The sequence below is a fragment of the Arthrobacter sp. B3I9 genome, assembly GCF_030816935.1.
In the GTDB taxonomy this organism is placed as follows: Bacteria; Actinomycetota; Actinomycetes; order Actinomycetales; family Micrococcaceae; genus Arthrobacter.
In genome coordinates this window covers 3,862,291-3,883,758 of the sequence record NZ_JAUSYO010000001.1, presented here as the reverse complement: position 1 = coordinate 3,883,758, position 21,468 = coordinate 3,862,291, and the positions used below count along the sequence as shown (strand labels likewise).

General features: G+C 64.4%; 21 protein-coding genes, 1 tRNA gene and 1 pseudogene. 6 read left to right on the top strand and 17 right to left on the bottom strand.

The window, feature by feature from the left end:
• Positions 1-65 precede the first annotated feature (65 nt).
• Positions 66-716: a DUF4232 domain-containing protein gene (locus tag QFZ65_RS17940; protein WP_306912095.1), complete on the bottom strand. Its 651-nt coding sequence runs from the start codon at positions 714-716 to the stop codon at positions 66-68.
• Positions 717-747: 31 nt separating this feature from the next.
• Positions 748-1,356 carry an SRPBCC family protein gene (locus QFZ65_RS17935; RefSeq protein WP_306912094.1) on the bottom strand — a complete coding sequence of 203 codons (609 nt, stop codon included), beginning with the start codon at positions 1,354-1,356 and terminating at the stop codon, positions 748-750.
• A 673-nt stretch (positions 1,357-2,029) separates the two neighbouring features.
• On the opposite strand from QFZ65_RS17935, the gene QFZ65_RS17930 reads away from it, so the two are divergent.
• Complete coding sequence (locus tag QFZ65_RS17930) at positions 2,030-2,821, top strand: endonuclease/exonuclease/phosphatase family protein (protein WP_306912093.1); 792 nt, start codon at positions 2,030-2,032, stop codon at positions 2,819-2,821.
• A gap of 147 nt (positions 2,822-2,968) precedes the next feature.
• A complete protein-coding gene (locus tag QFZ65_RS17925; RefSeq protein WP_306912092.1) occupies positions 2,969-3,637 on the top strand; it encodes an HNH endonuclease family protein in 669 nt (222 codons plus the stop codon).
• A 106-nt stretch (positions 3,638-3,743) separates the two neighbouring features.
• Here the strand turns inward: QFZ65_RS17925 and QFZ65_RS17920 are convergent.
• The 9 genes and pseudogenes from QFZ65_RS17920 to QFZ65_RS17880 all read right to left on the bottom strand — a co-directional run bounded on the left by QFZ65_RS17920 (position 3,744) and on the right by QFZ65_RS17880 (position 12,621).
• A pseudogene (locus tag QFZ65_RS17920) lies at positions 3,744-4,746 on the bottom strand (sugar phosphate isomerase/epimerase family protein).
• A 31-nt stretch (positions 4,747-4,777) separates the two neighbouring features.
• Positions 4,778-5,101, bottom strand: a complete 324-nt coding sequence (locus QFZ65_RS17915; protein ID WP_306912091.1) for a putative quinol monooxygenase — start codon at positions 5,099-5,101, stop codon at positions 4,778-4,780.
• A gap of 63 nt (positions 5,102-5,164) precedes the next feature.
• On the bottom strand, positions 5,165-6,337 hold the full coding sequence (locus QFZ65_RS17910) for a Gfo/Idh/MocA family protein (protein WP_306912090.1): 1,173 nt from the start codon (positions 6,335-6,337) through the stop codon (positions 5,165-5,167).
• A gap of 72 nt (positions 6,338-6,409) precedes the next feature.
• Complete coding sequence (locus tag QFZ65_RS17905; protein ID WP_306912089.1) at positions 6,410-7,225, bottom strand: sugar phosphate isomerase/epimerase; 816 nt, start codon at positions 7,223-7,225, stop codon at positions 6,410-6,412.
• Complete coding sequence (locus QFZ65_RS17900) at positions 7,222-8,376, bottom strand: Gfo/Idh/MocA family protein (RefSeq protein ID WP_306912088.1); 1,155 nt, start codon at positions 8,374-8,376, stop codon at positions 7,222-7,224. The genes QFZ65_RS17905 and QFZ65_RS17900 overlap by 4 nt, the downstream gene beginning before the upstream one ends.
• Before the next feature lie 5 nt (positions 8,377-8,381).
• Positions 8,382-9,368, bottom strand: coding sequence for an ABC transporter permease (locus QFZ65_RS17895; protein ID WP_306912087.1), 987 nt, complete (start codon positions 9,366-9,368; stop codon positions 8,382-8,384).
• Between the two features lie 3 nt (positions 9,369-9,371).
• Positions 9,372-10,877: a sugar ABC transporter ATP-binding protein gene (locus QFZ65_RS17890; protein ID WP_306912086.1), complete on the bottom strand. Its 1,506-nt coding sequence runs from the start codon at positions 10,875-10,877 to the stop codon at positions 9,372-9,374.
• 52 nt (positions 10,878-10,929) lie between these two features.
• The gene (locus tag QFZ65_RS17885; protein ID WP_306912085.1) at positions 10,930-11,982 is read right to left on the bottom strand and encodes a substrate-binding domain-containing protein; all 1,053 of its coding nucleotides are present in this window, start codon (positions 11,980-11,982) and stop codon (positions 10,930-10,932) included.
• A gap of 156 nt (positions 11,983-12,138) precedes the next feature.
• Positions 12,139-12,621 (bottom strand): hypothetical protein, encoded by a 483-nt coding sequence (locus QFZ65_RS17880; protein WP_306912084.1) that lies wholly within the window; start codon positions 12,619-12,621, stop codon positions 12,139-12,141.
• Between the two features lie 213 nt (positions 12,622-12,834).
• Here QFZ65_RS17880 and QFZ65_RS17875 point away from each other — a divergent pair, with 213 nt between their 5' ends.
• Positions 12,835-13,908: a LacI family DNA-binding transcriptional regulator gene (locus QFZ65_RS17875; protein ID WP_306912083.1), complete on the top strand. Its 1,074-nt coding sequence runs from the start codon at positions 12,835-12,837 to the stop codon at positions 13,906-13,908.
• A 103-nt stretch (positions 13,909-14,011) separates the two neighbouring features.
• Here the strand turns inward: QFZ65_RS17875 and QFZ65_RS17870 are convergent, their stop codons facing one another.
• The 6 genes from QFZ65_RS17870 to QFZ65_RS17845 form a co-directional block, all read right to left on the bottom strand.
• Positions 14,012-14,596, bottom strand: a complete 585-nt coding sequence (locus QFZ65_RS17870) for a hypothetical protein (protein WP_306912082.1) — start codon at positions 14,594-14,596, stop codon at positions 14,012-14,014.
• 13 nt (positions 14,597-14,609) lie between these two features.
• Complete coding sequence (locus QFZ65_RS17865) at positions 14,610-15,758, bottom strand: zinc-dependent alcohol dehydrogenase (RefSeq protein WP_306912081.1); 1,149 nt, start codon at positions 15,756-15,758, stop codon at positions 14,610-14,612.
• A gap of 63 nt (positions 15,759-15,821) precedes the next feature.
• On the bottom strand, positions 15,822-16,778 hold the full coding sequence (locus tag QFZ65_RS17860; protein WP_306912080.1) for a glutathione-independent formaldehyde dehydrogenase: 957 nt from the start codon (positions 16,776-16,778) through the stop codon (positions 15,822-15,824).
• 1 nt (position 16,779) lies between these two features.
• Positions 16,780-16,971, bottom strand: coding sequence for an alcohol dehydrogenase catalytic domain-containing protein (locus QFZ65_RS17855; RefSeq protein WP_306912079.1), 192 nt, complete (start codon positions 16,969-16,971; stop codon positions 16,780-16,782).
• 359 nt (positions 16,972-17,330) lie between these two features.
• Positions 17,331-18,329 (bottom strand): hypothetical protein, encoded by a 999-nt coding sequence (locus QFZ65_RS17850; protein WP_306912078.1) that lies wholly within the window; start codon positions 18,327-18,329, stop codon positions 17,331-17,333.
• 138 nt (positions 18,330-18,467) lie between these two features.
• A tRNA-Ser gene (locus tag QFZ65_RS17845) sits at positions 18,468-18,554 on the bottom strand.
• A 162-nt stretch (positions 18,555-18,716) separates the two neighbouring features.
• Between QFZ65_RS17845 and QFZ65_RS17840 the strand changes: the two genes are divergently transcribed.
• From QFZ65_RS17840 to QFZ65_RS17830, 3 genes are read left to right on the top strand one after another with little or no spacing between them, the layout of a single operon-like run.
• Positions 18,717-19,712 (top strand): dehydrogenase, encoded by a 996-nt coding sequence (locus QFZ65_RS17840; RefSeq protein ID WP_306912077.1) that lies wholly within the window; start codon positions 18,717-18,719, stop codon positions 19,710-19,712.
• Positions 19,713-19,767: 55 nt separating this feature from the next.
• Positions 19,768-20,166, top strand: coding sequence for a 6-carboxytetrahydropterin synthase (locus QFZ65_RS17835; protein ID WP_306912076.1), 399 nt, complete (start codon positions 19,768-19,770; stop codon positions 20,164-20,166).
• Between the two features lie 7 nt (positions 20,167-20,173).
• A complete protein-coding gene (locus QFZ65_RS17830; RefSeq protein WP_306912075.1) occupies positions 20,174-21,370 on the top strand; it encodes a glycosyltransferase family 4 protein in 1,197 nt (398 codons plus the stop codon).
• Positions 21,371-21,468 lie beyond the last annotated feature (98 nt).

The following is a 21,468-nucleotide window of genomic DNA, read 5'->3' as shown; positions in this document are numbered from 1 at the left end:
GAGCTCGCTGCCCCGCTCCGCTGAGTGCCCAGGTCCAGATCGTGCCCTGATCTAGCCGGGGGAACCTACTTGGCCTGGAAGGCGCCGACGGTCAACAGGTCGATGCCGGTGTTGCTGCAGGCGTCCAGGGGGTGGGCGACGAATACCGAGGAGGTGTCTTCCGGGGGGTAGATCCGGAAGCCGGCCGCCGGGGTCCGGGAGCAATCCGGGTAGTTGCCGGCCTGGGTGTAACGCAGCGTCGCGGTGCCGGCCTTCCCGGGAGCGAGCAAAACTTCCGTGACCGGGGTGGCGTCGTCGCGGGTGGCCGCGGCCCCGATGGGGTCGCCATTTGCGTCTGCAGTCAGGGAGACCCCGGGGTAGCCCTTGAGCACGCAGGGTTCGGCCCCGGAGTTTGTCAGGATCAGCTGCATGTAAACGCTGCCCGCTGCACCGCCCCCGGTGGAATCCGTGGTGGCCTTGAGGCCGGCCGACTTGCACGTGGCGGGCCCGGCCTGGGCTGCTGTAGACGAGGGGGGAGCCGCCGGCGGTGGGGACGACGTCTCAGCCGCGGAAGTCGTGGGGGCGGCAGAACCTTGGGGCGACGGAGAGCTTGGTGTGGCGGACGCCGATCCACTTGCAGCCGGAGCGGCGGCATTGCTGCAGCCACCGAGCAGAAGCACTGCGGCGGCTGCTGCCGTTGCGAGTGCCAGTCCGTTATTAATTCGGTGAGCCGTCATGGCACCACTCTTACGCCACAAGTGGGCTTAGTCAACGACGCCGCGTGAGCGGGCTCGGATTGTTGACCGGATTGTGATTTCCGAACATCGGCCCAGCAATCCGGGTCAGCCTCGCGAAGGTCGCCGGTGGGGGAGGGGGAACGGACTCCGGTTCGTCGCGGTGCCGGCGGCGTCGCAGCTCCAGGGCTAGGCTCTCCTCGCCGCGGGCCATAGCCCAGCGGTGGTTGGCGGCGAAGGCAGGTTTCAGCAGCCAGCTCAGGCGTCTGAGGATGGGCTTAGCCGCGCGGACGCGCCAGCGGTAGGTGATGACGGTTTCCGGTCCGTCCTGCTCAAAGGTCCACCGGCCCGTTCCGTTCAGGTCACCGGCTGCGGTGAGCGCGAACCCGTGGTTGGTGACCGGTTCGGTGACCGTCAGGGTCCAGCGCAGCGTATAAGGCAGCCATCCTTTGGTGTGGAGCGCGACTGGCCTCGGGAGTCCTGTCCGCGCGGCGTCCACGGGCTCCGGTGCCGGGACCACGCCGAGGTAGACCGAGGGCCACCAGCGAGGCAATGTGGTGGCGTCGCCGAGTACGCCCGCCACCTCCTCCGGCGTTCCCGCCACCCGCCATACCGTCCGGAAGTCGTAGTCTGCGCTTCCCACCGGGACCTCCTGCTTGTTGATCCGAGGCCGGGTGCTGTCGTGTCCGGACCGCTGGGCTAGACCGTACTCAGCCGGCCAGACGCGGTCAATGGCCTGGCTGTCCGCTTCAGCAGGAATACCTAGGCGGCGTCACCATTGCCCTGGACGGGGTCGACGGCGGTGCTCTGCCGTCGCACTACAGCCTCCCGCCGGGTCAGCAGGTCTACGTGCAGCCGGACATGCTCACGAACACCGAGTCCACCATCAAGGATCTGTTCGGAAAAGTGCAGGAGAACCTGCGCAGCCACAAGGGCGATCAGCGGCCGGACCACATGTAAACCAAGCAGCCGGCCCTTGGCCGAACCAGGCCTCTGCTTCCCTTGTTTGAATGGCGGCAGCGGCCTTGCTCTTGATGGCAAAAGTGACCGCCATCTGGTTGCTTGTGACCCTGTTTCTGGCAGTATCGGGGGGCCTACAATAAAGCCCTCATAACCCCCGCGTTATCGAGATTCCTTCAAGGATGGTTGAGGATAAGCGAACGGGGAATACGTTGCTATCTTTCAAGCAGTTGAATCCTGACCGCACTAATTCTCATAGGCCGAGTGCGGCCGGTACCGCTTTGGCCGTCGCATTCGCCGTCGGATTGTCCTTGCTTGGCGCTCCTCGGTCGGACGCCAGCAGCACCACAGTTAAAGTGGCTTCTTTCAACGTCGACTCAGCGTGGCGCGATGTGTCCCAGCCGGAGATACCGAACTGGGATCTCCGTGTAGTCGGGGTTAAGAACATCATCAACACGATCAAGCCTGACGTGATCGGCATCCAGGAGGCGCCGAACATCTGGATCGGGGCCCGCTCTTACACCCAGGCCTCGGACATCCAGCGGATGACCAGCTACGCCCTCTACCAGCCCGCCGATGGTGCAACCGAGCCGATCCCAATCCTCTGGCGCGCGGGCCGCTTTGATCTGGCTGCTGCGGGCTACAAGATTTTCGAGTACAGGCCGTATCCGGTCTTTGGCCGCGCCATGACCTGGGTCAAGCTGAAGGCGAAGGCGACGGCGAAGGAATTCTTCGTCTTCAACACGCACTTTGAGCACGGCGTCGACCAGCAGGCCGCCCGCGACTCCGAAGCGGCGATGCTCTCCGCAGAGATCCTGCAGGTAAATCCAGGCGGCCTGCCGGCGTTCGTGACGGGTGACTTCAACGCCTCGGCAAGCAGCTCCGCGCCGCAGACCGCCCAGCTTGGTGCCATCGGGTACGCGGACAGCTTCGACGGCACCGCCGCCCGAATGCATTCCGAGTTCAAGACCTACAACGAATACACACTGGGCGTCGTCGGGTCTTCCCGCATTGACCAGGTGTATTTCGCTGCCGGCAACTCCAGTGTCAGTTATTGGGAGAACTGGCTGCCTTACGGCGACCAGGTGGTCGGTGGACGACCGCCGTCGGACCACGACCTGATTTATACGATCGCCGCGATCCGGTAGTGCCGATAAGGCCTCGTTGCCTTCGCACCCACCTTGGTGCATCATCATCTTCTTAGCGTCATTTGGAGAATCATGAACGTCCGTCAGGACATCCGGGGCAGCGTGAGAGCGCTTATGCCCGGGCCGGGAATTGATCTATGGCGGGCCGTGACTTCCGTGGCTCTCGCGGCCGGCCTGCTGCTGGTGGGGCCTGCTAATCCGGCCATACCACCTGCCGCACGCTTTGTGCCGGACGAGTCGGCGGCCCCCTACCGCGCGACCCTCCGCACCGCTATCCAGGGGCTGGCTGTGTCAGACGAGGAAAACGTGGGCTACGACAGGGACCGTTACTTCGGCCAGTGGGCGGACGCCGACGGTGACTGCCGGAACACCCGGCAGGAAGTACTGGCCGCAGAGAGCCAGACCCGCCCCTCCTACTCGAAAGACGGCTGTGAGGTGACCGGGGGACGATGGGTGACCACGTGGGACAACCGGATCCACACGTCCCCTTCAACCGTGCAGATCGACCACACCGTACCCGTCCATGAAGCGTGGGGCTCCGGCGCGAGGTACTGGTCCCAGTCCCGGCGGGTGGCCTACCTCAACGACCTGGGAGACCCACGCGCCCTGACTGTTCAGACCACAGAGCTCAACGTGGAAAAGAACGGTGCAAGCCCCCAGTACTGGATGCCACCGGCGAACCGCTGCACCTACATCGAACAGTGGGTGGCGGTGAAAATCCGGTGGGGACTCACAGTCAATAGCGGGGAAAAAATGACGCTGCTCCGCTACGCGAATGCCTGCCCCAACGTTCTCCTGACCGTGCGCCGGGTCTAGAGACAGGTCCAATACGGCGCCCTCCGCTTCAGAGTTTCAGGCGCTTCAGTGAGACAGCCCAGGCAAAGCAAAAGGCCCCGCCACGCGAGGCGGAACGGCCATGACTTTAGTCCTTGGTGCTGAAGGCGGCGTCGAAGGAGGTGTTCGACGCCGGGAAGTCGAACTTTTTGAGGTTGGCGAGGGCTTCGGGGGCGCCGTGGAGGCGGTCCATGCCGGCGTCTTCCCACTCAACGGAGATGGGGCCGGTGTAGCCGATCGCGGACAGGGCGCGGAAGGAGGATTCCCAGGGCACGTCGCCGCGTCCGGCGGAGACGAAGTCCCAGCCACGGCGCGGGTCGCCCCAGGGCAGGTGGGAGCCCATCACGGTGTTCCGGCCGGTGGGGCGGAGCTTGGTGTCTTTGCAGTCCACGTGGTAGATCCGGTCCTTGAAGTCCCAGATGAAGGAGACCGGGTCGATGCCTTGCCACATGAAGTGGGACGGGTCCCAGTTCAGCCCGAATGCCTCGCGGTGGCCGATCGCTTCGAGGGTGCGGACGGTGGTCCAGTAGTCGTATGCGATCTCGGAGGGGTGGACTTCGTGGGCGAAGCGGACGCCGCACTCGTCGAAGACGTCCAGGATGGGGTTCCACCGGTCGGCGAAGTCCTGGTAGCGCGGCCTCGATCACCTTTTCCGGGACGGGCGGGAACATCGCGACGTACTGCCAGATGGAGGAGCCGGTGAACCCGACGACGGTGTCCACGCCCAGTGCCTTGGCGAGCCGTGCGGTCTGCTGCATCTCCTCCGCCGCGCGCTGACGGACGCCTTCGGGGTCGCCGTCGCCCCAGACCTTGGACCCGACGATGGCTTCGTGGCGGAAGTCGATGGGGTCATCGCAGACGGCCTGGCCTTTGAGGTGGTTGGAGATGGCCCAGACCTTGAGGTTGTACTTTTCCAGCACGGCGAGCTTGGACTCGACGTAGCCGGGCTCGTCCCAGCGCCAGGCGTCCAGGTGGTCGCCGGAAACGGCGATCTCCAGGCCGTCGTAGCCCCAGCCGGAGGCGAGCCGCGCGACTTCCTCGAAGGGCAGGTCGGCCCACTGGCCGGTGAAGAGGGTGAACGGGCGGGGCATCTTGTGTCCTTTGCTGGTCTGGTCCGGAAGGTCAGGGGAGGGGATTAAGGGGAGTTACGGAGAAGGGGACGGCCAGGAGTGGCTCCACCTTTTTCACGAATTCCTTGACGTGGTTCTCGTCGTTGTGGGCCTTCAGGTCTTCGGAACGGGACCATCCTTCGAAAAGTACGAACGTTCCGGGTCCGTGGGCGTCGGCGAAAACTGTGTAGTGCAGGCATCCCGGGTCCTTGCGGCTTACCGTTTGCAGGGTCAGGAGTGCTTCCTGAAGATCGGCTTCGTGTCCGGCTTTGGCGATGAAGACCGGCATGAGCCAGACTTCTTCGGTGCTGTGGCGGGTCAGGAGGGGTTCGGTCATCTTGGGTCCTTGACGGTCCTGGGGGAGGGGCGGCGGGGCACCGCCCCTCCCGAGGTGGATGGGTCAGGCGTTGATCTGCGGGACGTCGACCCATGATTCTTTGGCAGCGGACTCGACGATGGCGTCGTCGATCAGGGCGACCTGGTAGCCGTCTGCGAAGCTGGGGCTTACGCTGCCCCCTTCTGCGATGGCTTTGAAGAAGTCATAGGCTTCGATGATCTTCGTTTCGCCGTAACCGATGCCGAGCGCCGGAATGGGCCAGAGCCCTTCTCCGTACGGGTGGGCCGGACCGGTGTAGACCGTGCGGAATCCGCGCCGGTCGGCCTGGTCGGAGGCGAAGGACACCTGCAGTTCGTCGCGCCGTTCGTAGTTGAAGACGATGCTGCCTTCGGTTCCGTGAATTTCGAAGGTGATGTAGTTGTTCCTGCCGTGCGCGTTGCGGGTCGCCTCCACGGAGCCAACGGCTCCGTTCGCGAAGCGGATCATCGTCATGACTTCATCATCGACATCAACCTGGCCCCGCGGACCTTCCCCGCCCCGTACGGTGCCGAGTGCGTCCGCCCCGCCCGTTTGCAACGGCCGCTCCGGGATCCAGGTCGACATGACGGCATTGACAGCGCTGAACTCGCCGACGAGGTAGCGGGCCATGTCGATGACATGTGTCGCTATGTCGCCAAGGGCGCCGGAACCTGCGATGGATTTCTGGAAGCGCCAGGACAAGGGGGAGTTAGGGTCAGCGCTCCAGTCCTGCAGGTAGGTTCCGCGGAAGTTCAGGATCTGGCCGATGGCCCCTTCCTCGATGTATTTCTTTGCCAGCGCTACTGCCGGGGTGCGCCGGTAGTTGAAGGCGACCATGTGGACGATGTTCTTGTCTTTGACGGCGTCGTACATGGCCTTGGATTCCTCACCGGTGCGCGCCAGGGGCTTTTCGCAGATGATGTGCTTGCCTGCTTCAGCGGCGGCGATGGCGATCTCGGCATGGAGGTGGTTTGGCGTGGCAATGTCTACGACGTGGATGTCTGGATCTTCGATGATGCTGCGCCAGTCCGAGGTGGAGTTTTCGAAGCCGAAGCGGCGGGCGGCTTCGGCGGCCAGGTCCGGAGTGGCCTCCGCGATGACCTTGCGGACCGGGAGCGCCGGTGCTGGCCAAAAGAACATGGGCATAGCGGCGTAAGCGAGGGAGTGGGCTTTGCCCATGAAGCCGCCTCCGATGAGGCCGACGTTGAGGTTCTGCATGTGAATCAGGTTCCCTTCAGAAAAAAGGCGGGAAGTGCCGGCTGTGGCTTTCCCTTGCGGTCAAAAAATCGGTTAGAGGAGTGTCTCGAGGTACTTCTTGCTGATTTCGGCAGCGGCTTTCGGGTCGCCGTCGTAGTTGTCGAGCTCGACCATGAGCCAGCTGTCGTATCCGCTTTCGCGGATGGCGGCGATGATGTCCGGGAAATCGAGTTCGCCTTCGCCAAGGGGCAGGAAGTTGAACGGGTCCTGCTGGAAGTCCTTGAGGTGGACATGCCGGATCCTGTCGGGGTACTTCCGGATGACTGCGGCCGGGTCTGCTCCGCCGGCTGCGAGATGGGCGGTGTCCGGGCAGAAGCCGATTCGGGTGAGCGGCATGAGCTTGTCCAGCTCGTCCGGGCTCTCGACGATGGTGCTCAGATGCGGGTGGTAGCTAGCGGACAGGCCAAAGCTCTCTGCGATGTCCGATACCCGGTCCAGCGCATGACCCAGGCGGTGGTAGTCGCCTTCGGTCGTTCCGGCCGCGCGCCGCGCTCCGCCCCCGACTACGAGCCGTTCCGCTCCGAAGGTCGCGGCCAATTCCGCGGCCCGGTGGATCCGGTGCATTTCGTCCGGGAGGATGTCCGTGTAAATGAAGTTCGCCCCGGTGTACACGCTGGCCAACGCGACGCCGTTACTGCTGAGGATCTCTTTAAGCTCTTCGGGCTTGTCGGCGTATTCCGCAAGGTTGCCGTCGAACATTTCAACGCCTTCGTAGCCGACAGATGCTATGTCCTGCACGGCATCCTTCATGGATCCGTGGGTCAGGTAGAAGAGGTCCTTGACGCTCGTCACGCCTTGGGGATGTCCGACGACCCCGCCCCAGGTGATGGAACAGTAACCAAGTTTCATTGTTTTTGCCTTTCAACTGCGGAGGAAGACTTAAGTAGTTCGAGGGGATTGTCAACGCTGGGGACGTCCACCCATGACTGCTGCGCAGCGGAGCTGACGAGTGCGTCAGTCAGGAGGGCTGCCCGCAGACCGTCCCGGAACGTGGGAAGGCCCTCGGGTTCCTGTCCCTGGACAGCCGCATACACGTCTGCGACGAAGGCGTTGAAGCAGTCCTGGTATCCCTGAGGATGGCCCGGAGGGAGTTTCGCGTACCGTCGGCCGCCCGGAGTGGCAAGAGTTTGCGGGCCGACGGCGATTTTAGAAGTGGACTCTGTGCGGCCCACGTGCAGGGTGTCCGGCCGCTCCTGATTGAAGCTGAATGATGCTTCGGTTCCATCAAAGGAGAACCACAGGCGGTTTTTCCGGCCGGGGCTGACCTGGCTGACCACCAGGGAACCGGTGGCTCCCTTTTCGGTCTCGAACAGGAGCGTAGCCCCGTCCTCGGTCGCAACGGACGATAACTGTCCGCCACTTTCGCGTTGGTCATACGCCCGGCTGGTCCTGGCCACAAGCCTGGTTATCCTGTGTCCTGTAGTGAATTCCATCAGGTCACACCAGTGCACGCCGATGTCACCGAACGCCCTCGATGTTCCTCCGAGCGTGGAATCGACCCGCCAGTTCGTGGCTTCTGCGCCGACTAGCCAATCCTGCAGATACGAGCCGTGCAACAGCCAGAGGTGGCCGGCCTCGCCGCGGCTAATCCGATCGCGTGCTTCGCGAATTGCCGGATAGAACCTGTAGACGAACGGTACGGCCGTAACCACTCCTGCACGGTCCGCGAGGTCTGTCAGTTCCTGTGCGTCCTGCACGCTGGTAGCGAGGGGTTTCTCGCAGACTACGGCTTTCCCCGCGGCGATGGCCTTGCGGGCGAGGTCGGCATGGGTCGCGTTCGGGGTACAGATATGAACGACATCCACGTCGTCGCGTCCGATCAGCGCCTCAGGAGACGCGGCAGCGGTCCGCGCACCGAGGCTGACGGCTGCCGCCTCCCCGGAAGCCTGGCTGCTTCCGGCGACTGCACTGACTTCGCCCCCTGCTGCGCGCACTGCGTGCGCGTGGACGGACCCCATAAATCCTGTGCCGATGATTCCGGAACGTAGCTTGGCGGTCATAGGTTCTACTTCTTCCGGGCGAGGGCGACGGCCAGGATGATGATGGCGCCGCGGACCACCTGCTGCTGGCTGCTGTCGAGTCCGGCCAGAATCAGTCCGTTGTTGATCAGGCCGATCAGCAAGGCCCCGAAGAGGGTTCCGATGATGGAGCCGAATCCGCCGAAGAGGCTGGTTCCACCCAGGATGACGGCGGCAATGGCGGAGAGTTCGTCACCGGCGCCCCACTGGAACCGGCCCGACTGGAGGCGGCCGGCGTAAAGCATGCCCGCGACGCTTGCGACCATGCCCGAGATGAGGAGCACCTGGAATTTAATGCGCTTGGTGTTGATGCCGGTGAACTCCGCGGCGTTGCGGTTGCCTCCTGTCGCCAGGACCTGCCGGCCGAACCTGGTGCGGTTCAGGACGACGGCGCCGATGGCGACGAAGATGGCGCTCCAGACGACAAGGCCAGGAACGGGGCCGAAGTTGCCGGACCCGAACAGCATGTTGAACGTATCGCTCAGAATCGGCTGCGGCGCTGAGGCGGTGATCCACTGCGCGACGCCGACGGCTATCCCGAGCATGCCGAGAGTCACCAGGAAGGAGGGGATGCCTAGGAGGCTGACCAGGGCACCGTTGATCGATCCGACCACGAGCCCGACGGCGAGGCCGGCAAGGATGCCGGGGATCAGGCCCCATTGGGAGAGTGCCATGGCCGTGCAGACACTGGAGAGGCCAGCGACGGATCCGACGCTCAGGTCGATCTCCGCGCAGGCGATCACATAGGTCATGCCTACTGCGATGACGGTGATGGTGGCCGTCTGCCGGAAGATGTTCAGCAGGTTGTTCGGCGAGAGGAAGCCCTGGTCACGCAGGAGGACGGCGAAGAAAAGGAAGACGACGACGAAGCCGATATAGATGACATAGCGGCGCCAGTCGAGTTCTTTCAGGATGGTGCCGAAATTACGGGGTGCCACGGTGTCCCGGGGCGCGATGGTGTTTGCCTTGCTCACTGTTCAGACTCCCTGGACTGCAAGTTGGAGATATTCCTCGTCAGCAATTTCGCTGCGGGGGATGTCGCGGATGATGGAGCCGTCCCTGAGGACGAGGACGCGGTCGCTGACCGCGAGTAGTTCGGGGTACTCGGAGGAGATGACGATGACGGCTTTGCCGGCACTGGCCAACTCACGGATCATGTCCAAAATTTCGCTTTTGGTGCCGATGTCAACACCGGCGGTTGGCTCGTCCAGAATCAGGATGTCCGGGTCGGTGCCCAGCCACTTGGCGATGACAACCTTCTGCTGGTTGCCGCCCGAGAGCAGGCGCACCGGTCGGTGGGGGTGTGCGACCTTGACGGCGAACCTCTTAATCAGTGATGAGGACAACTGCTTGCCCTTGGTTCCATCCAGAAGCGGTCCCCGCTGAATCTGCCCGAGCAACGGCAGCAGCAGGTTGTCTTGGACGGAGTGCTCCAGGACGAGACCTTGGGCCCTGCGGTCCTCCGGGACCAGGGCGACGCCCGCAGTGATGGCCTGCTGTGGTGAAGTGAGATTGACCTTTTTGCCCCGGAGGAGGATTTCGCCGCTGTCCACTTTGTCAATGCCGAAGAGTGCCCGGGCAAGTTCAGTTCGTCCGCTGCCCATCAGTCCCGCCAGTCCCAGGATCTCGCCGGGCCGGAGTGCGAAGGAAACGTTCCGGACCCGGTCTCCGGCGTTCAGCCCGCGCACCTCCAGGAGCGGTTCCCCGTCGGGAGCCACATGACGGGCGCGGTAGGAAAGCTGGCCCTCGATTTTCTTGCCGACGATCCCCTCTACAATCTGCTCGGGGGTGACATTGGTAAGCGGCTCGGTGAGGAGGTGGCGGCCGTCGCGGAGGATGGTGATCCGGTCCGCGAGCCTGTACACCTCGTCCATGCGGTGCGATATGTAAATGATTGAGATGCGCCGCTGCTTGAGACGGTCGATCAGATCGAAGAGCGCTTCGGACTCGTGCCGGGCCAAACTGGCGGTCGGCTCATCCATGATCAGCACTGTGGCGTTCTGTGCAAGGGCTTTGGCGATCTCGGTCAGCTGCCAGTATGCGGTGCCAAGACGGGAGACCTCCGCACGGGGGTCGACGTCGACCTCCATTTCGGAGAAGACTTCCTTGGCGCGCCTTACTGCTGCGCGGTCATCAATGAACCCGCCCTTCCCGAGCGGTTCAGCTGCGAGGAAGATGTTCTGGGCAACGGTGAGGCTCGGTACGAGGCTGAATTCCTGGAAAACCATACCGATGCCGGCGGCCTTCGCGTCCTGGATCGAGTTGATGGAGGCCGGTTTGCCTCCGATGAGGATCTCTCCGGCGTCTGCCTGGTAGACGCCCTGCAGGATCTTCATGAGCGTGGACTTACCGGCCCCGTTGCCGCCGGCGAGTGCGTGGACCTCGCCCTTCCGGACGTCGAAGCCGACATCCTTCAGCACGGAGACGCCGTTGAAGCCCTTGGAAATCGAGCGCATCTCGACGACATTGTCTGCGGTGTTCATTGTTGCCCTTTCGGCGCGGTGCGGGGGTAGCCCCCCGCACCGTCGGGTCTGGCTACTTCTTGAGGGACTCTTGAATGTCCTTTGGAGCGTCCTCGTGGTAAACCTGCTTCCAGGCCTCGAGGACGTTAGAGTGGTCAACCGGGAGGGCACTCAGTGCCACATATGCCGGCGCTTCCTTACCGATAAGCGCTCCCGCAGCCAGCCGGGCTTCCGTGACACCCTGGTCGAACGGAACCTGGGCACCGAGGCCGACAACGAGTTCGTTCTTGGCCAGGGCGATGGCGACGTTCTTGCCGAGGTCCTCGGTGGCAATCTTCAGATCCTGCCGGCCGGCGGCACGCGCCGCGGCCATGACGCCTTCTGCGGGAACGTCCCACACCGCCCAGATGCCGGACAGGTCGGCGTACTTGCTCAGCATGGCGTTCGCAGAGGCCTGGGCGTCTCCAGCGAAGTCGGGCCCAGCGATGCCCTTCTCTTCGACGATCTGGATCTCCGGGTATTCCTTCGTGATTGTTTCCTTGAATCCCTGGTAGCGCTGCTTGGTCACGAAGAAGTCGGCCTGGTGGAAGATAAGTCCGATTTTCCCCTTACCGCCGAGCGCTTTGGCCATCTGGTGGGCGGAGACGACACCGTTGCCATAGTTGTCTGCAGAAACAACGGAGACGTAGTCCTTGCCGGCAGTCAGTCCCTGGGGGATGTTGTCCATGAAGACGAGCTTCGTGCCGGCGGCGGCGGCTTTCTTGTATGCGGAGGCTGTGGCCACAGGGTCCGTGGGGATGGAGACGACGACGTCCGGGTCCTGCGTCATGACCGTCTCGATGTCCGAAACCTGCTTGTCCGGCTTGAAATTCGCGTCGGTTGTGGCGATGACCTTGATGCCGAGCTTTTCGAATTCGCTCTTGAGTCCATTGACCTGGGCCGTGGCCCAGTCGTTGCCGCCGTAGTGCATGACGATTGCAGCTTTGGCGTTGAGTCCCTTGATCTTCTCTATCTCTTCGGGCGTCAGGTCTGCAGCGGATGCGGGGGAGGGCGTCTCGCCGTTGGGGCCTTTGCTCAAGACCTGTCCCTTGATCTTGTCGAGGGCGAGCTGAGCCTTTTCAGACACGCCGGCGTCCGGAGCGTTTGACGCGCCCGTTGTCGAACTGCTGCAAGAGGCGACGGAAAGTGACAGGGCTGCGGCCAAGGCCACAAAGGGAAGCCTGCGGATCATCATTGTTCTCCAGTGCTTTGAGGGGATGGATGGGTTGGTGGTTCGGATGGATCAGGCGAGGGCTGTGGCCAGTGCCGCCGGAACAGGCGACAGGACGAGCCCTCCCGCGGCGGAGGCTGTGCGGATAGCACCGGCCTTATCTGAAGCCCCAAGGAGCGCTTCTGCGTGTACTTTGTCGACAAAGAAGCCCAGCGAACATGGCCCATGGTGGGCTTGAACCCACTTCACAGCCTCGCCTGCTGCTTTTGTCATGTCGCCGGCAGTTTGGGCAGCCGGGCCGTCAATGGTGGACACCGTTGCGGCCGCGCCTGAGTCGTCGACGGTGATGACCAGGCTCGCCCACAGGAGATTGCCAAGGAAGATGCCCGCGACAGCCGAGGAGCCGGCGGAGACGAAGGTTCGGACAGCCCCGGCGAGATCATCGCGTGCGGCATCTGTCAGGAACACTTCTAGATTTCTCCACTGGGCCTGGTCGATATCCCGAGGCCCAGCGGTGGGATCGAGCGCGAGTGCGTCGACGATGGTGTCGGCCATTTGCGCTCCTTCCTCGTTGAATTTCACTGCTGCGTAGCCGTTCCTGAAAGACCGTGAACGTTTACGCTTCCGAAATCGTAAACGTTTACGGAACGACGTGTCAAACATCACTGCAGCCGATCCGTCAGGACCCGGGAAAGTCGCACGGTCGTAAGATTGGTAAGCACAGGACCCACATCGGCTGGGTCCGGGCGGTGCACGACAGGAGAGAGCGTGAAAGGCATAGCGGTTCCACGGGGGGCGAATGCGAGGCCTTCGGACGCCACATTGCGGAGGAAGCCGACCATTAACGATGTGGCACAGATTGCCGGCGTTTCCTTCGGCACGGTCTCACGGGTACTCAATGACGCACCGGATGTCAGCGCGGCAACCCGGCAACGCGTCTTGCAGGTCATTAAGGACATCGGGTACCGCCGGAACCGGGCAGCGACCGCGCTGGTCACCAACCGGTCGACGTCCATCGGCCTACTCTCTGACGGCTCTCCGCGATTCGGCCCGGTGGGGACGCTCATGGCCCTGGAAAACGTTGCGCGGAAGAAGGGCTACGCCACCACGGTCATCAGTGTCGAGCAACCCTATGAAGAGTCCGTGCAGGCCGCCCTCGATACCCTGGACGATACCGGCGTAGGGGGAATCATCGTCGTCGCACCCTTGGTGGACATGGCATCAGCTGTGTGGAATGCCTCATGCCGCGTCCCAGTGGAGATGATAGCGGCCGGAGCGTCATCGACTCCCAACGTCTTCACATACTCCGAAAACCAGGAACTCGGAGCCAGGCTGGCCACCCAGCACCTCATTGACCTCGGCCACACTGACATCGCCCACCTCGCCGGCTCTATGGACTGGTTTGACGGGCGGGTGCGCAAGCGTGGATGGGAGGCTGCGCTGCGTGACGCCGGACTGCCGGCAGGGCTCTGCATGGAGGGCGACTGGAGCCCCGGATGGGCCTACGAGACCGGCCTCCAGCTAGTCCGGGAGGGCAAGGTCCCGCAGGCAATCTTCACAGCCAGCGACCACACCGCCCTCGGTCTCATACGCGCATTCGCCGAAAACGGCGTCCGCGTCCCGGACGACGTCAGTGTCGTCGGCTTTGACGATATCGAAGGTTCAGACTATTTTCTGCCGCCCCTGACCACAGTCCGCCAGGACTTCACCGCGTTGGCACTCATGAGCATGGAAGTGCTTATCGGTGCAATGGAAGGGCGGGAGGTAGACCGTACGCCGATCGCGCCGACACTTGTTGTACGCAGTAGCTCCACCCGCGCCGCACCCCGCAAGGGGCACTGAGGAGGGCATGCCGCAACGTGCAAGGATGACGTGCGGGTGTCACCAGCACATGAGCTGCTGGTGACACCCGTGGTGGTCCGCCACCCTCGTCGCACAATGGTTGTCAGGCTGTGCGATGCTTTCGCAGCGCCCGGACGGCTGCAACAGCACCCAGGCCGGCGAGCACCCAGGGGCCGCCCACGATAATTGGGTCGATCCACTGGTGGTTGACGTCGGCGCGTTTTTGTCCGAACCGGGAGCGGACACCGTGGCGGGAGAACTCGCTGAGCACCCCTGTTTCGGTGATGGGGTTGTCGGGGTGCAGGGTGGCAAAGGACTTCACGTGGTGTTCCCAGGCGTCCACCCGGTCGGCCGCGACAAGCAGCAACCAGTGCGCGGCCCTGCCCTCGCTGTACTTGTAGGCGTACTTCCGGATGACCCCCGATATCCCGGCAGGCGGTGTCGATGTGCCGAAAACGGGGGGCAGGAAGGCGTGCTCGACGGAACGCTCCCGGGGGTATTTCTCCGGCTGGCGTTCCGGGAAGTCCCAGCGCGCGCCGGTCTCGATTCCGGGTTGCTCCCGGGGGTAGGAGGGCCGGTCGGCTGGGTCGAGGTCCGCGCCCCATCCGGGGATCTGTGCCCGCAGGTCTTCCGCAGACTTCTTAAGGGCGGGTTTGCCGGCGATGTAGGGTGTGGCTATTTCAGTCATGGTGTGCTTCCCTTCACGACTGGTCGGCGACAACGAGCGGCTTGATGATGTTGTCCAGTTTGGCGGAGAACATGTGGTATCCCTCGGCGATGTGTTCCAGCGGGATACGGTGGGTGACGATGTCGCTGGGTTTCAGGTATCCGTTGCGGATGTGTTCGAAGAGCCGCGGCCACTGGCGTTTGACCGGGCACTGGTTCATGCGCAGCGTCAGGCCCTTGTTCATGGCGTCGCCGAACTTCACGGCGCTGAAGATCGGGCCGTAGGCGCCCACAACGGATACGGTGCCGCCTTTGCGGACGGAGTCGATGGCCCAGTTGAGTGCGACGGGGGAGCCGCCCTGCAGTTTGAGCTTGCTGCTGGTGACGTGCTGGAGGAAGTTTCCGTCCGCTTCGGCCCCCACGGCGTCAATCACGACGTCGGCGCCGAGGAAATCGGTCTCCTTCTTCAGGTGCACCACGATGTCCTTGTACTCCGCGAAGTTGAACGTCTCGGCATGGGCGAAGCTGCGGGCTTTTTCAAGTCGATAATTGAGGTGGTCAACCACGATCACCCGCCCTGCCCCCATCAGCCAGGAGGACTTGGCGGCGAACAGCCCCACCGGGCCTGCGCCGAACACCACCACGGTGTCGCCCTCCACGATGTCCCCGAGTTGGGCGCCGAAGTAGCCTGTGGGGCATGCGTCTGTGAGCAGCACCGCGTCCTCCTCGTCCATCCAGTCCGGAATCTTCGATGGCCCCACATCCGCAAAGGGGACGCGGACGAATTCGGCCTGGCCGCCGTCGTAACCTCCGCAGGTGTGGGAGTAGCCGTAGATGCCGCCCACGGCCGTGGCATTGGGGTTGACGTTGTGGCAGTTGGAGTACAGGCCGCGGGCGCAGAAGTAACAGGAGCCGCAATAGACGTTGAACGGCACCATCACGCGGTCACCTACCGCCACGTTCTGCACCGAGGATCCCACCTCATGCACTGTCCCCACAAACTCGTGCCCGAACGTCATGCCCACCCGGGTGTCCGGCATCATGCCGTGATAGAGGTGCAGGTCGGACCCGCAAATGGCGCCCTTGCTGACCCGCACGATGGCGTCGTTCGGGTGTTCGATCTTCGGGATGTCTTTCTCTTCGACCCGTACTTTGTACGGGCCCCGGTAAACCATTGCTCGCATCAACACCACATCCCGGAAGTTGTTGTTTGTTTCGACATCGGAATTTCTCCTCTTCGTGCTCTCTTAGGCGCTGGCGGGGTGGAGGACAACTTTTGTCCAACCGTCTTCACGGTTGTCGAAGTTCCTGTAGCCCTCGGGGGCCTGGTCAAGTGGTAGCTCGTGGCTGACGATGAAGGAGGGAGTGGCCTTTCCGCCTGCGACGAGGTCGCGCAGGGCGCGGTTGTACTTCTTGACCGGACACTGGCCGGAGCCCATAGTCTGTCCCTTGAACCAGTAGTTCCCGTAGTCAAAGGCCACCTGGCCCTGCTTGGCGAGTTCGTCGGGGCCTCCGGGGTCCTGGGGCAGGAACACGCCAACCACGCCGATGCCGCCGACGAAGCGTACGGAGTCCACGAGCCGGTTCAGGGTCATGTTGGGGTGTTCGGTTCCGCCGGTGTCGTGGGCCTGGTAGCCGACGCATTCGCAGCCACGGTCCGCGCCGAAGCCCATAGTCTGGTCCTTGACGAATTCGACGGGGTCCACTTCGGCGTCATTGACAGGGATGGCGCCGATCTTTTCGGCCAGCTTAAGCCGGTCGGGTTGGCGGTCAACGACCATGACTTTGCCGGCGCCTTTGAGGGTGGCTGAGTAGGCGGCCATGAGCCCGACGGGTCCGGCGCCGTAGATCACGACGGAGTCGCCCGGGTAGACCCCGGCCATCTCGGTGGCGTGCCAGCCGGTGGGGAAGATGTCGGCGAGCATGACGTAGTCGACTTCTCGCTCCGCGGCGTCCTCGCCCAGGCGCAGGCAGTTGAAGTCCCCGTAGGGCACGCGCAAATATTCGGCTTGTCCGCCCTGGTATGGACCCATGTCCGCGAAGCCGTAGGCCGCGCCGGCGAGCTTTGGTTCGGGCTGCATGGTCAGGCAGTAATTGGTGAAGCCACGTTCGCAGTTTTTGCAGAATCCGCAGGAGATGTTGAACGGGAGCACCACACGTTCTCCCACTTTCACCTTGCTGACCGCCGGGCCGACTTCGACCACTTCACCGAGGGTTCTCGTGCCCGAAGGTGCGGCCGGGTTCAAAGCTGGTGCGGCCCTCGTACATGTGCAGGTCCGAGCCGCAGATGTTTGTCGTGGTGATCCGCACCAGCACGTCGGCGGGGTGCTCAATCTTGGCGTCCGGCACGTCCTCGACGCTGACGTCTTTCGGTCCTTTGTAAACTACTGCCTTCATTGTTCCGCTCTCTTCCTTTGCCTACCCTGATTGGGGCCCGCGCGCATGCGTCGCCCGGGGTGGACGTCACCAGGAACGATGTAAGTGAGCCCGTGAGGGAGTGGGGAAACGTTTAGGACCTCTGAGTCCGCCCGAAGTGAGCGGGAGGCCCAAGGACTAAAGCAGCTGGCTGCCCCGGAAAACCCCGGCTGGCCAGCCTGTTGGCGAAATAGGTACAGCTGCAGCCTCATGCTAAGCACCCTTAGGGAACGATGTCGAGGGGTAGCGTGGAACGCTGCAAAAAACGCTGGGCCGCAGGACCACCCGGGTCTGAAGCCGTCCACGGACACGGGAGACCCAGGAGCGTTGCTGGCTGGTCCCTAGGCCCGCTCGTCCGCGAGCCGGCTGCGGCGCTCCTCCTCGCGCTTGGAGTAGGCAGCCGCGCGGATTGCTTCGTCTGACTCCAGTCCGCTGCCTAGGGCGCCGCCGACGGTCGCTGCCGACGCGACGAACCAGGTCAGCACGAACAGGTCGCCGTAGCCGAGCGTTGCGTGGAGGTAGCCGCCCATGACGGCCGGGTCGAGGACAAACAGTGCCCAGGCCAGATTCACCACGTAGAGCGCCAGATAGCAGATGGTTACCCCGATGCTCAGGGTCACCAACGTCGAAGTGTTGTAGAGAAGGGACCTTTCCTTGGCTTCCGCAGAATTGTCGTCGGGGCGGTCCCACAGTTCGCCGTCGATGACGAGCCAGGCGACGACGAGCGCAATGGAGGCGATTGTCGCAACTATGAGGCGCCACGGTGACAGAGAGCCCGCGAGTTGCCAAGCCGTGGAGTTGACCGTGGCCACCGCCCCTGTTGCCAGCGCTGCCACGAGCGCGGACTTGAGCCCAGGCACGAGGAGCCACGGACGATTCGCGAGCACCATTCCCACGAGCAGCCGCCAACGGCTGGTGAAGCGGAGGAGCGGCTCACTGGGCCTGTTCTGCGTATTCTCCGCCATGCCGCTGACGAGCGCGCGCACTGCATGCCGGGCACGCGAGCGTATACCGAACCCGCCGAGCGCCGGCAACGACAGCACAGCTGTGCGTTGCTGCGGGTCGGTCTTGACGAGCAGGTATCGGCCGTCATGCTCGCCACGGAAGGGAAGCTCGGTCAGCCCGATAACGATGTCCCATTCGTGCTGACCAGCGTGCTCCCGAAGACGTGCCATGGCAGTTTCCACGTCCTCGGAACCCACGGTGAATGGTTCGCTCACGACCTCGATGTCCCAGCCCTCGCGATCCTCGCCGTTCAGCGGCTCGAGGTCACTCAGCAGGCACGCGATCTCCGTGGGCGAGGCCGGGTCCGCCACCAACCCGACCTGGATCCGCTTCATCACGGCAAGCTACCACGAAACGGCAGGAGTGACGATAGGTTGGGCGGGCCACTGCTGCGTCACCGCAAGGCCTTTTACGGACAACCAAAAGGCCCTGCTTTCCTTTGTTTACAAGGGAAGCAGGGCCTTTCTCATTCGCGGTGACGGTGGGATTTGAACCCACGTTGGCTTTGACACCAAACAACATTTCGAGTGTTGCACCTTCGGCCGCTCGGACACGTCACCAACCTGTATAGGGTACCGGAGTCAGGCGCTGTTCCCCAAAACGGCCACCCGTGACGCCCGCTCGGGCGGCCCCTCGCCAAGCCCCAACCAGGGCCTGCAGCCACCCGCCCGGGCGCGCCAGACTTTCGCCCGCCTGCAGGGGGCACTAGATTCATAAGCAGGATGAGTACTTCGAAACAGCACGCCACAGCAACCGCATACTGGACCGTCGGACCCGAAAAAGGCGAGCTCCGCCATGAGGAGCTGCCTGCCCCCGGGCCGGGTGAGGCGTTGGTCCGCACACTCTATTCCGGCATCAGCAAGGGCACGGAACTCGTCGTCCACAACGCCCGCGTGCCGCAATGCGTCGCGGAGAAAATGGCCGCGCCCAACCAGGAAGGTTCCTTTCCCGGCCCGGTGAAATACGGCTACCTCTCGGTCGGCGTCGTGGAGAAGGGTCCGGCCGACTGGCTGGGCAAAACAGTCTTCTGCCTGTACCCGCACCAGGACCGCTACGTCGTCCCCGTCGAGTCGCTCACCGTTGTTCCCCACGACGTCCCGGCCCGCCGTGCAGTCCTCACCGGCACCGTGGAAACTGCCGTCAACGGACTGTGGGAGGCCGGCCCCCGCCTGGGCGACCGTGTCGCCGTCATCGGTGCCGGGCTCGTGGGCGGCATGGTGGCCAAGCTCCTGAGCGCCTTCCCGCTCGGGCGGCTGCAGCTCATCGACATCGACCCGGACAAGCGCTCCTTTGCGGACGCGCTGGGCGTCGAATTCAGCCATCCCGACGACGCGCTGCCGGACTGCGACATCGTGATCCACTGCTCCGCCTCCCAGTCCGGCCTGGAGCGGAGCCTGCAGCTCGTGGGCGACGAAGGCGAGATCATCGAGATGTCCTGGTATGCAGACCGGCACGTCACACTGCCGCTGGGGGAGGACTTCCACGCCCGCCGGCTCTCCCTCCGCGCCAGCCAGGTGGGCGTGGTGGCCCGCTCACGCCGCCACCGCCGCACCAACGCGGACCGGCTCGAGCTTGCTGCCTCCCTGCTGCGCGACCCCGCCTTTGACGCGTTCCTCACCGGCTCGTCCACCTTCGACGAGCTTCCCGATGTCGTCCAGCGGCTTTCCGACGGCAACCTTGACGCGCTCTGCCACGTCATCGAATACCCCAGAGACTGAATAAACCCGCCCTGGGGCACCGACCCCGCTCCTACTAAAGCCACGAGGTAAAATATTGTTCAGCCTGACCGTCCGCCGTAACTTCATGATTGCCCACAGCCTTCCCCGCCCTGCCTTCGGCCCGGCCCAGGGGATGCACGGCGCAACCTTCGTCACGGAGGTGACCTTCCGGCGCCGCTCGCTGAATGATGATTCGATCGTGCTGGACATCGGGGAGGCCGGCGAGGTGCTGGATAACGTCCTCGAGGGCCTCAATTACAAGAACCTGGACGAGCACCCGGACTTTGCCGGAAAGCTCAGCACCACCGAGGCCCTTGCCCAGTACATCGCCGACGCCGTGGCGGCCAAGATCCGCACCGGCCAGGACGGCCGCGACCTCGCCGGGCTGGACGTCACGCTCCGCGAGACTCCCGACGCCTGGGCCAGCTTCTCGCTCGACTTCAACGCCGGTTAGGCCACAAATGCAGCCGTCGGGCCTCCGCCTCCGGTTGGTGGTGCCCGGCAACGTCCGGCACAACTCCGGCGGGAACGTCTATAACGCGGCGCTCGCCCGGGGGCTGACGGCGCAGGGCGTTGAGGTGGAAACCGTAGCGCTCGACGGCGGCTGGCCGGCCGGCAGCGCGGCGGACCGGCAGCGGCTCGCGGCGGCGCTGTATTCCGACGGAACGCACGACGGCGGCGGCGACCGCGACGACGACGGCGGCGCTCGCCCGGGGGCGTCCCGCCGGGTCACCGTCGTCGACGGTCTCCTTGCCTGCGGAGCGCCGGAGGAGCTTGCGGCTGCGGCCGCCGCCGGACAGCCGGCCTGGATCCTGCTGCATATGCCCCTGGAAGATCCCGGCTTGGAACGTCGCGCGCTCCGGGAGGCGGCCGGGGTGATCTGCACCAGCAGTTCAGCGGCCGCCGGGCTCCGCGCCCGGCACGGACTCGAGGGCATCACGGTGGCACTCCCGGGCACGGATCCCGGCCCGCCCGCCCACGGCTCCCAGCCCCCTCACCTCCTGGCGGTGGCGGCCCTGCTGCCGAACAAGGACCAGTCGCTGCTGCTCGACGCGCTGTCCGGGCTCACCGATCTGCCGTGGACGGCGGCCCTCGTCGGCTCCGACTCCGCCGATCCCTCCTACGCCGCCCAGCTGCGGGAGCAGGTCGGCCGGCTCGGGCTGCAGGCCCGGGTCAGCATCCCGGGGGAACTGCGGGGCCAGGCGCTGGAGGCCGAATGGGCGCGTGCCGACCTCAGCCTGCTCATCTCCCGGGCCGAGACGTACGGACTCGTCGTTCCGGAATCAATCGCCCGCGGTGTCCCCGTGCTGGTGCGCGCCGGCACCGGAGCCGTGGAAGCGCTCGCAGCCGGCAGTCCGCAAAGCCTGACGCCGGGCACGCATCCGAACACGTATCGGGACATCCCCGGAGCGGAGCCGGAAGCCGAGCCGGGCACCGAGCCGGGCACCCTGCCGGGCACCGCCGTCGCCCTCGGCACAGACCCGTCCCCGCTTGCCGACCTCCTGCGCCGCTGGCTCACCGACGCAGCACTCCACGCCGGGTGGCGCTCGGCGGCCCTGGCCGCAAGGGACCGGCTGCCCGGCTGGGACCGCACCGCCCGGACAGTCATCGAAGCCCTCTGCGCGGCGCCGGCGGGGGAGGGGCACCGCCCACCCTAGGGCGGCCCGGGTAGCAGCCGGGGCGCGTCAAGGTACCAAAGGCGGCTCAGGTCCGGCGGAATTGCCGGCGGCAGATGATTCCCCTGCCGGACCCGCTG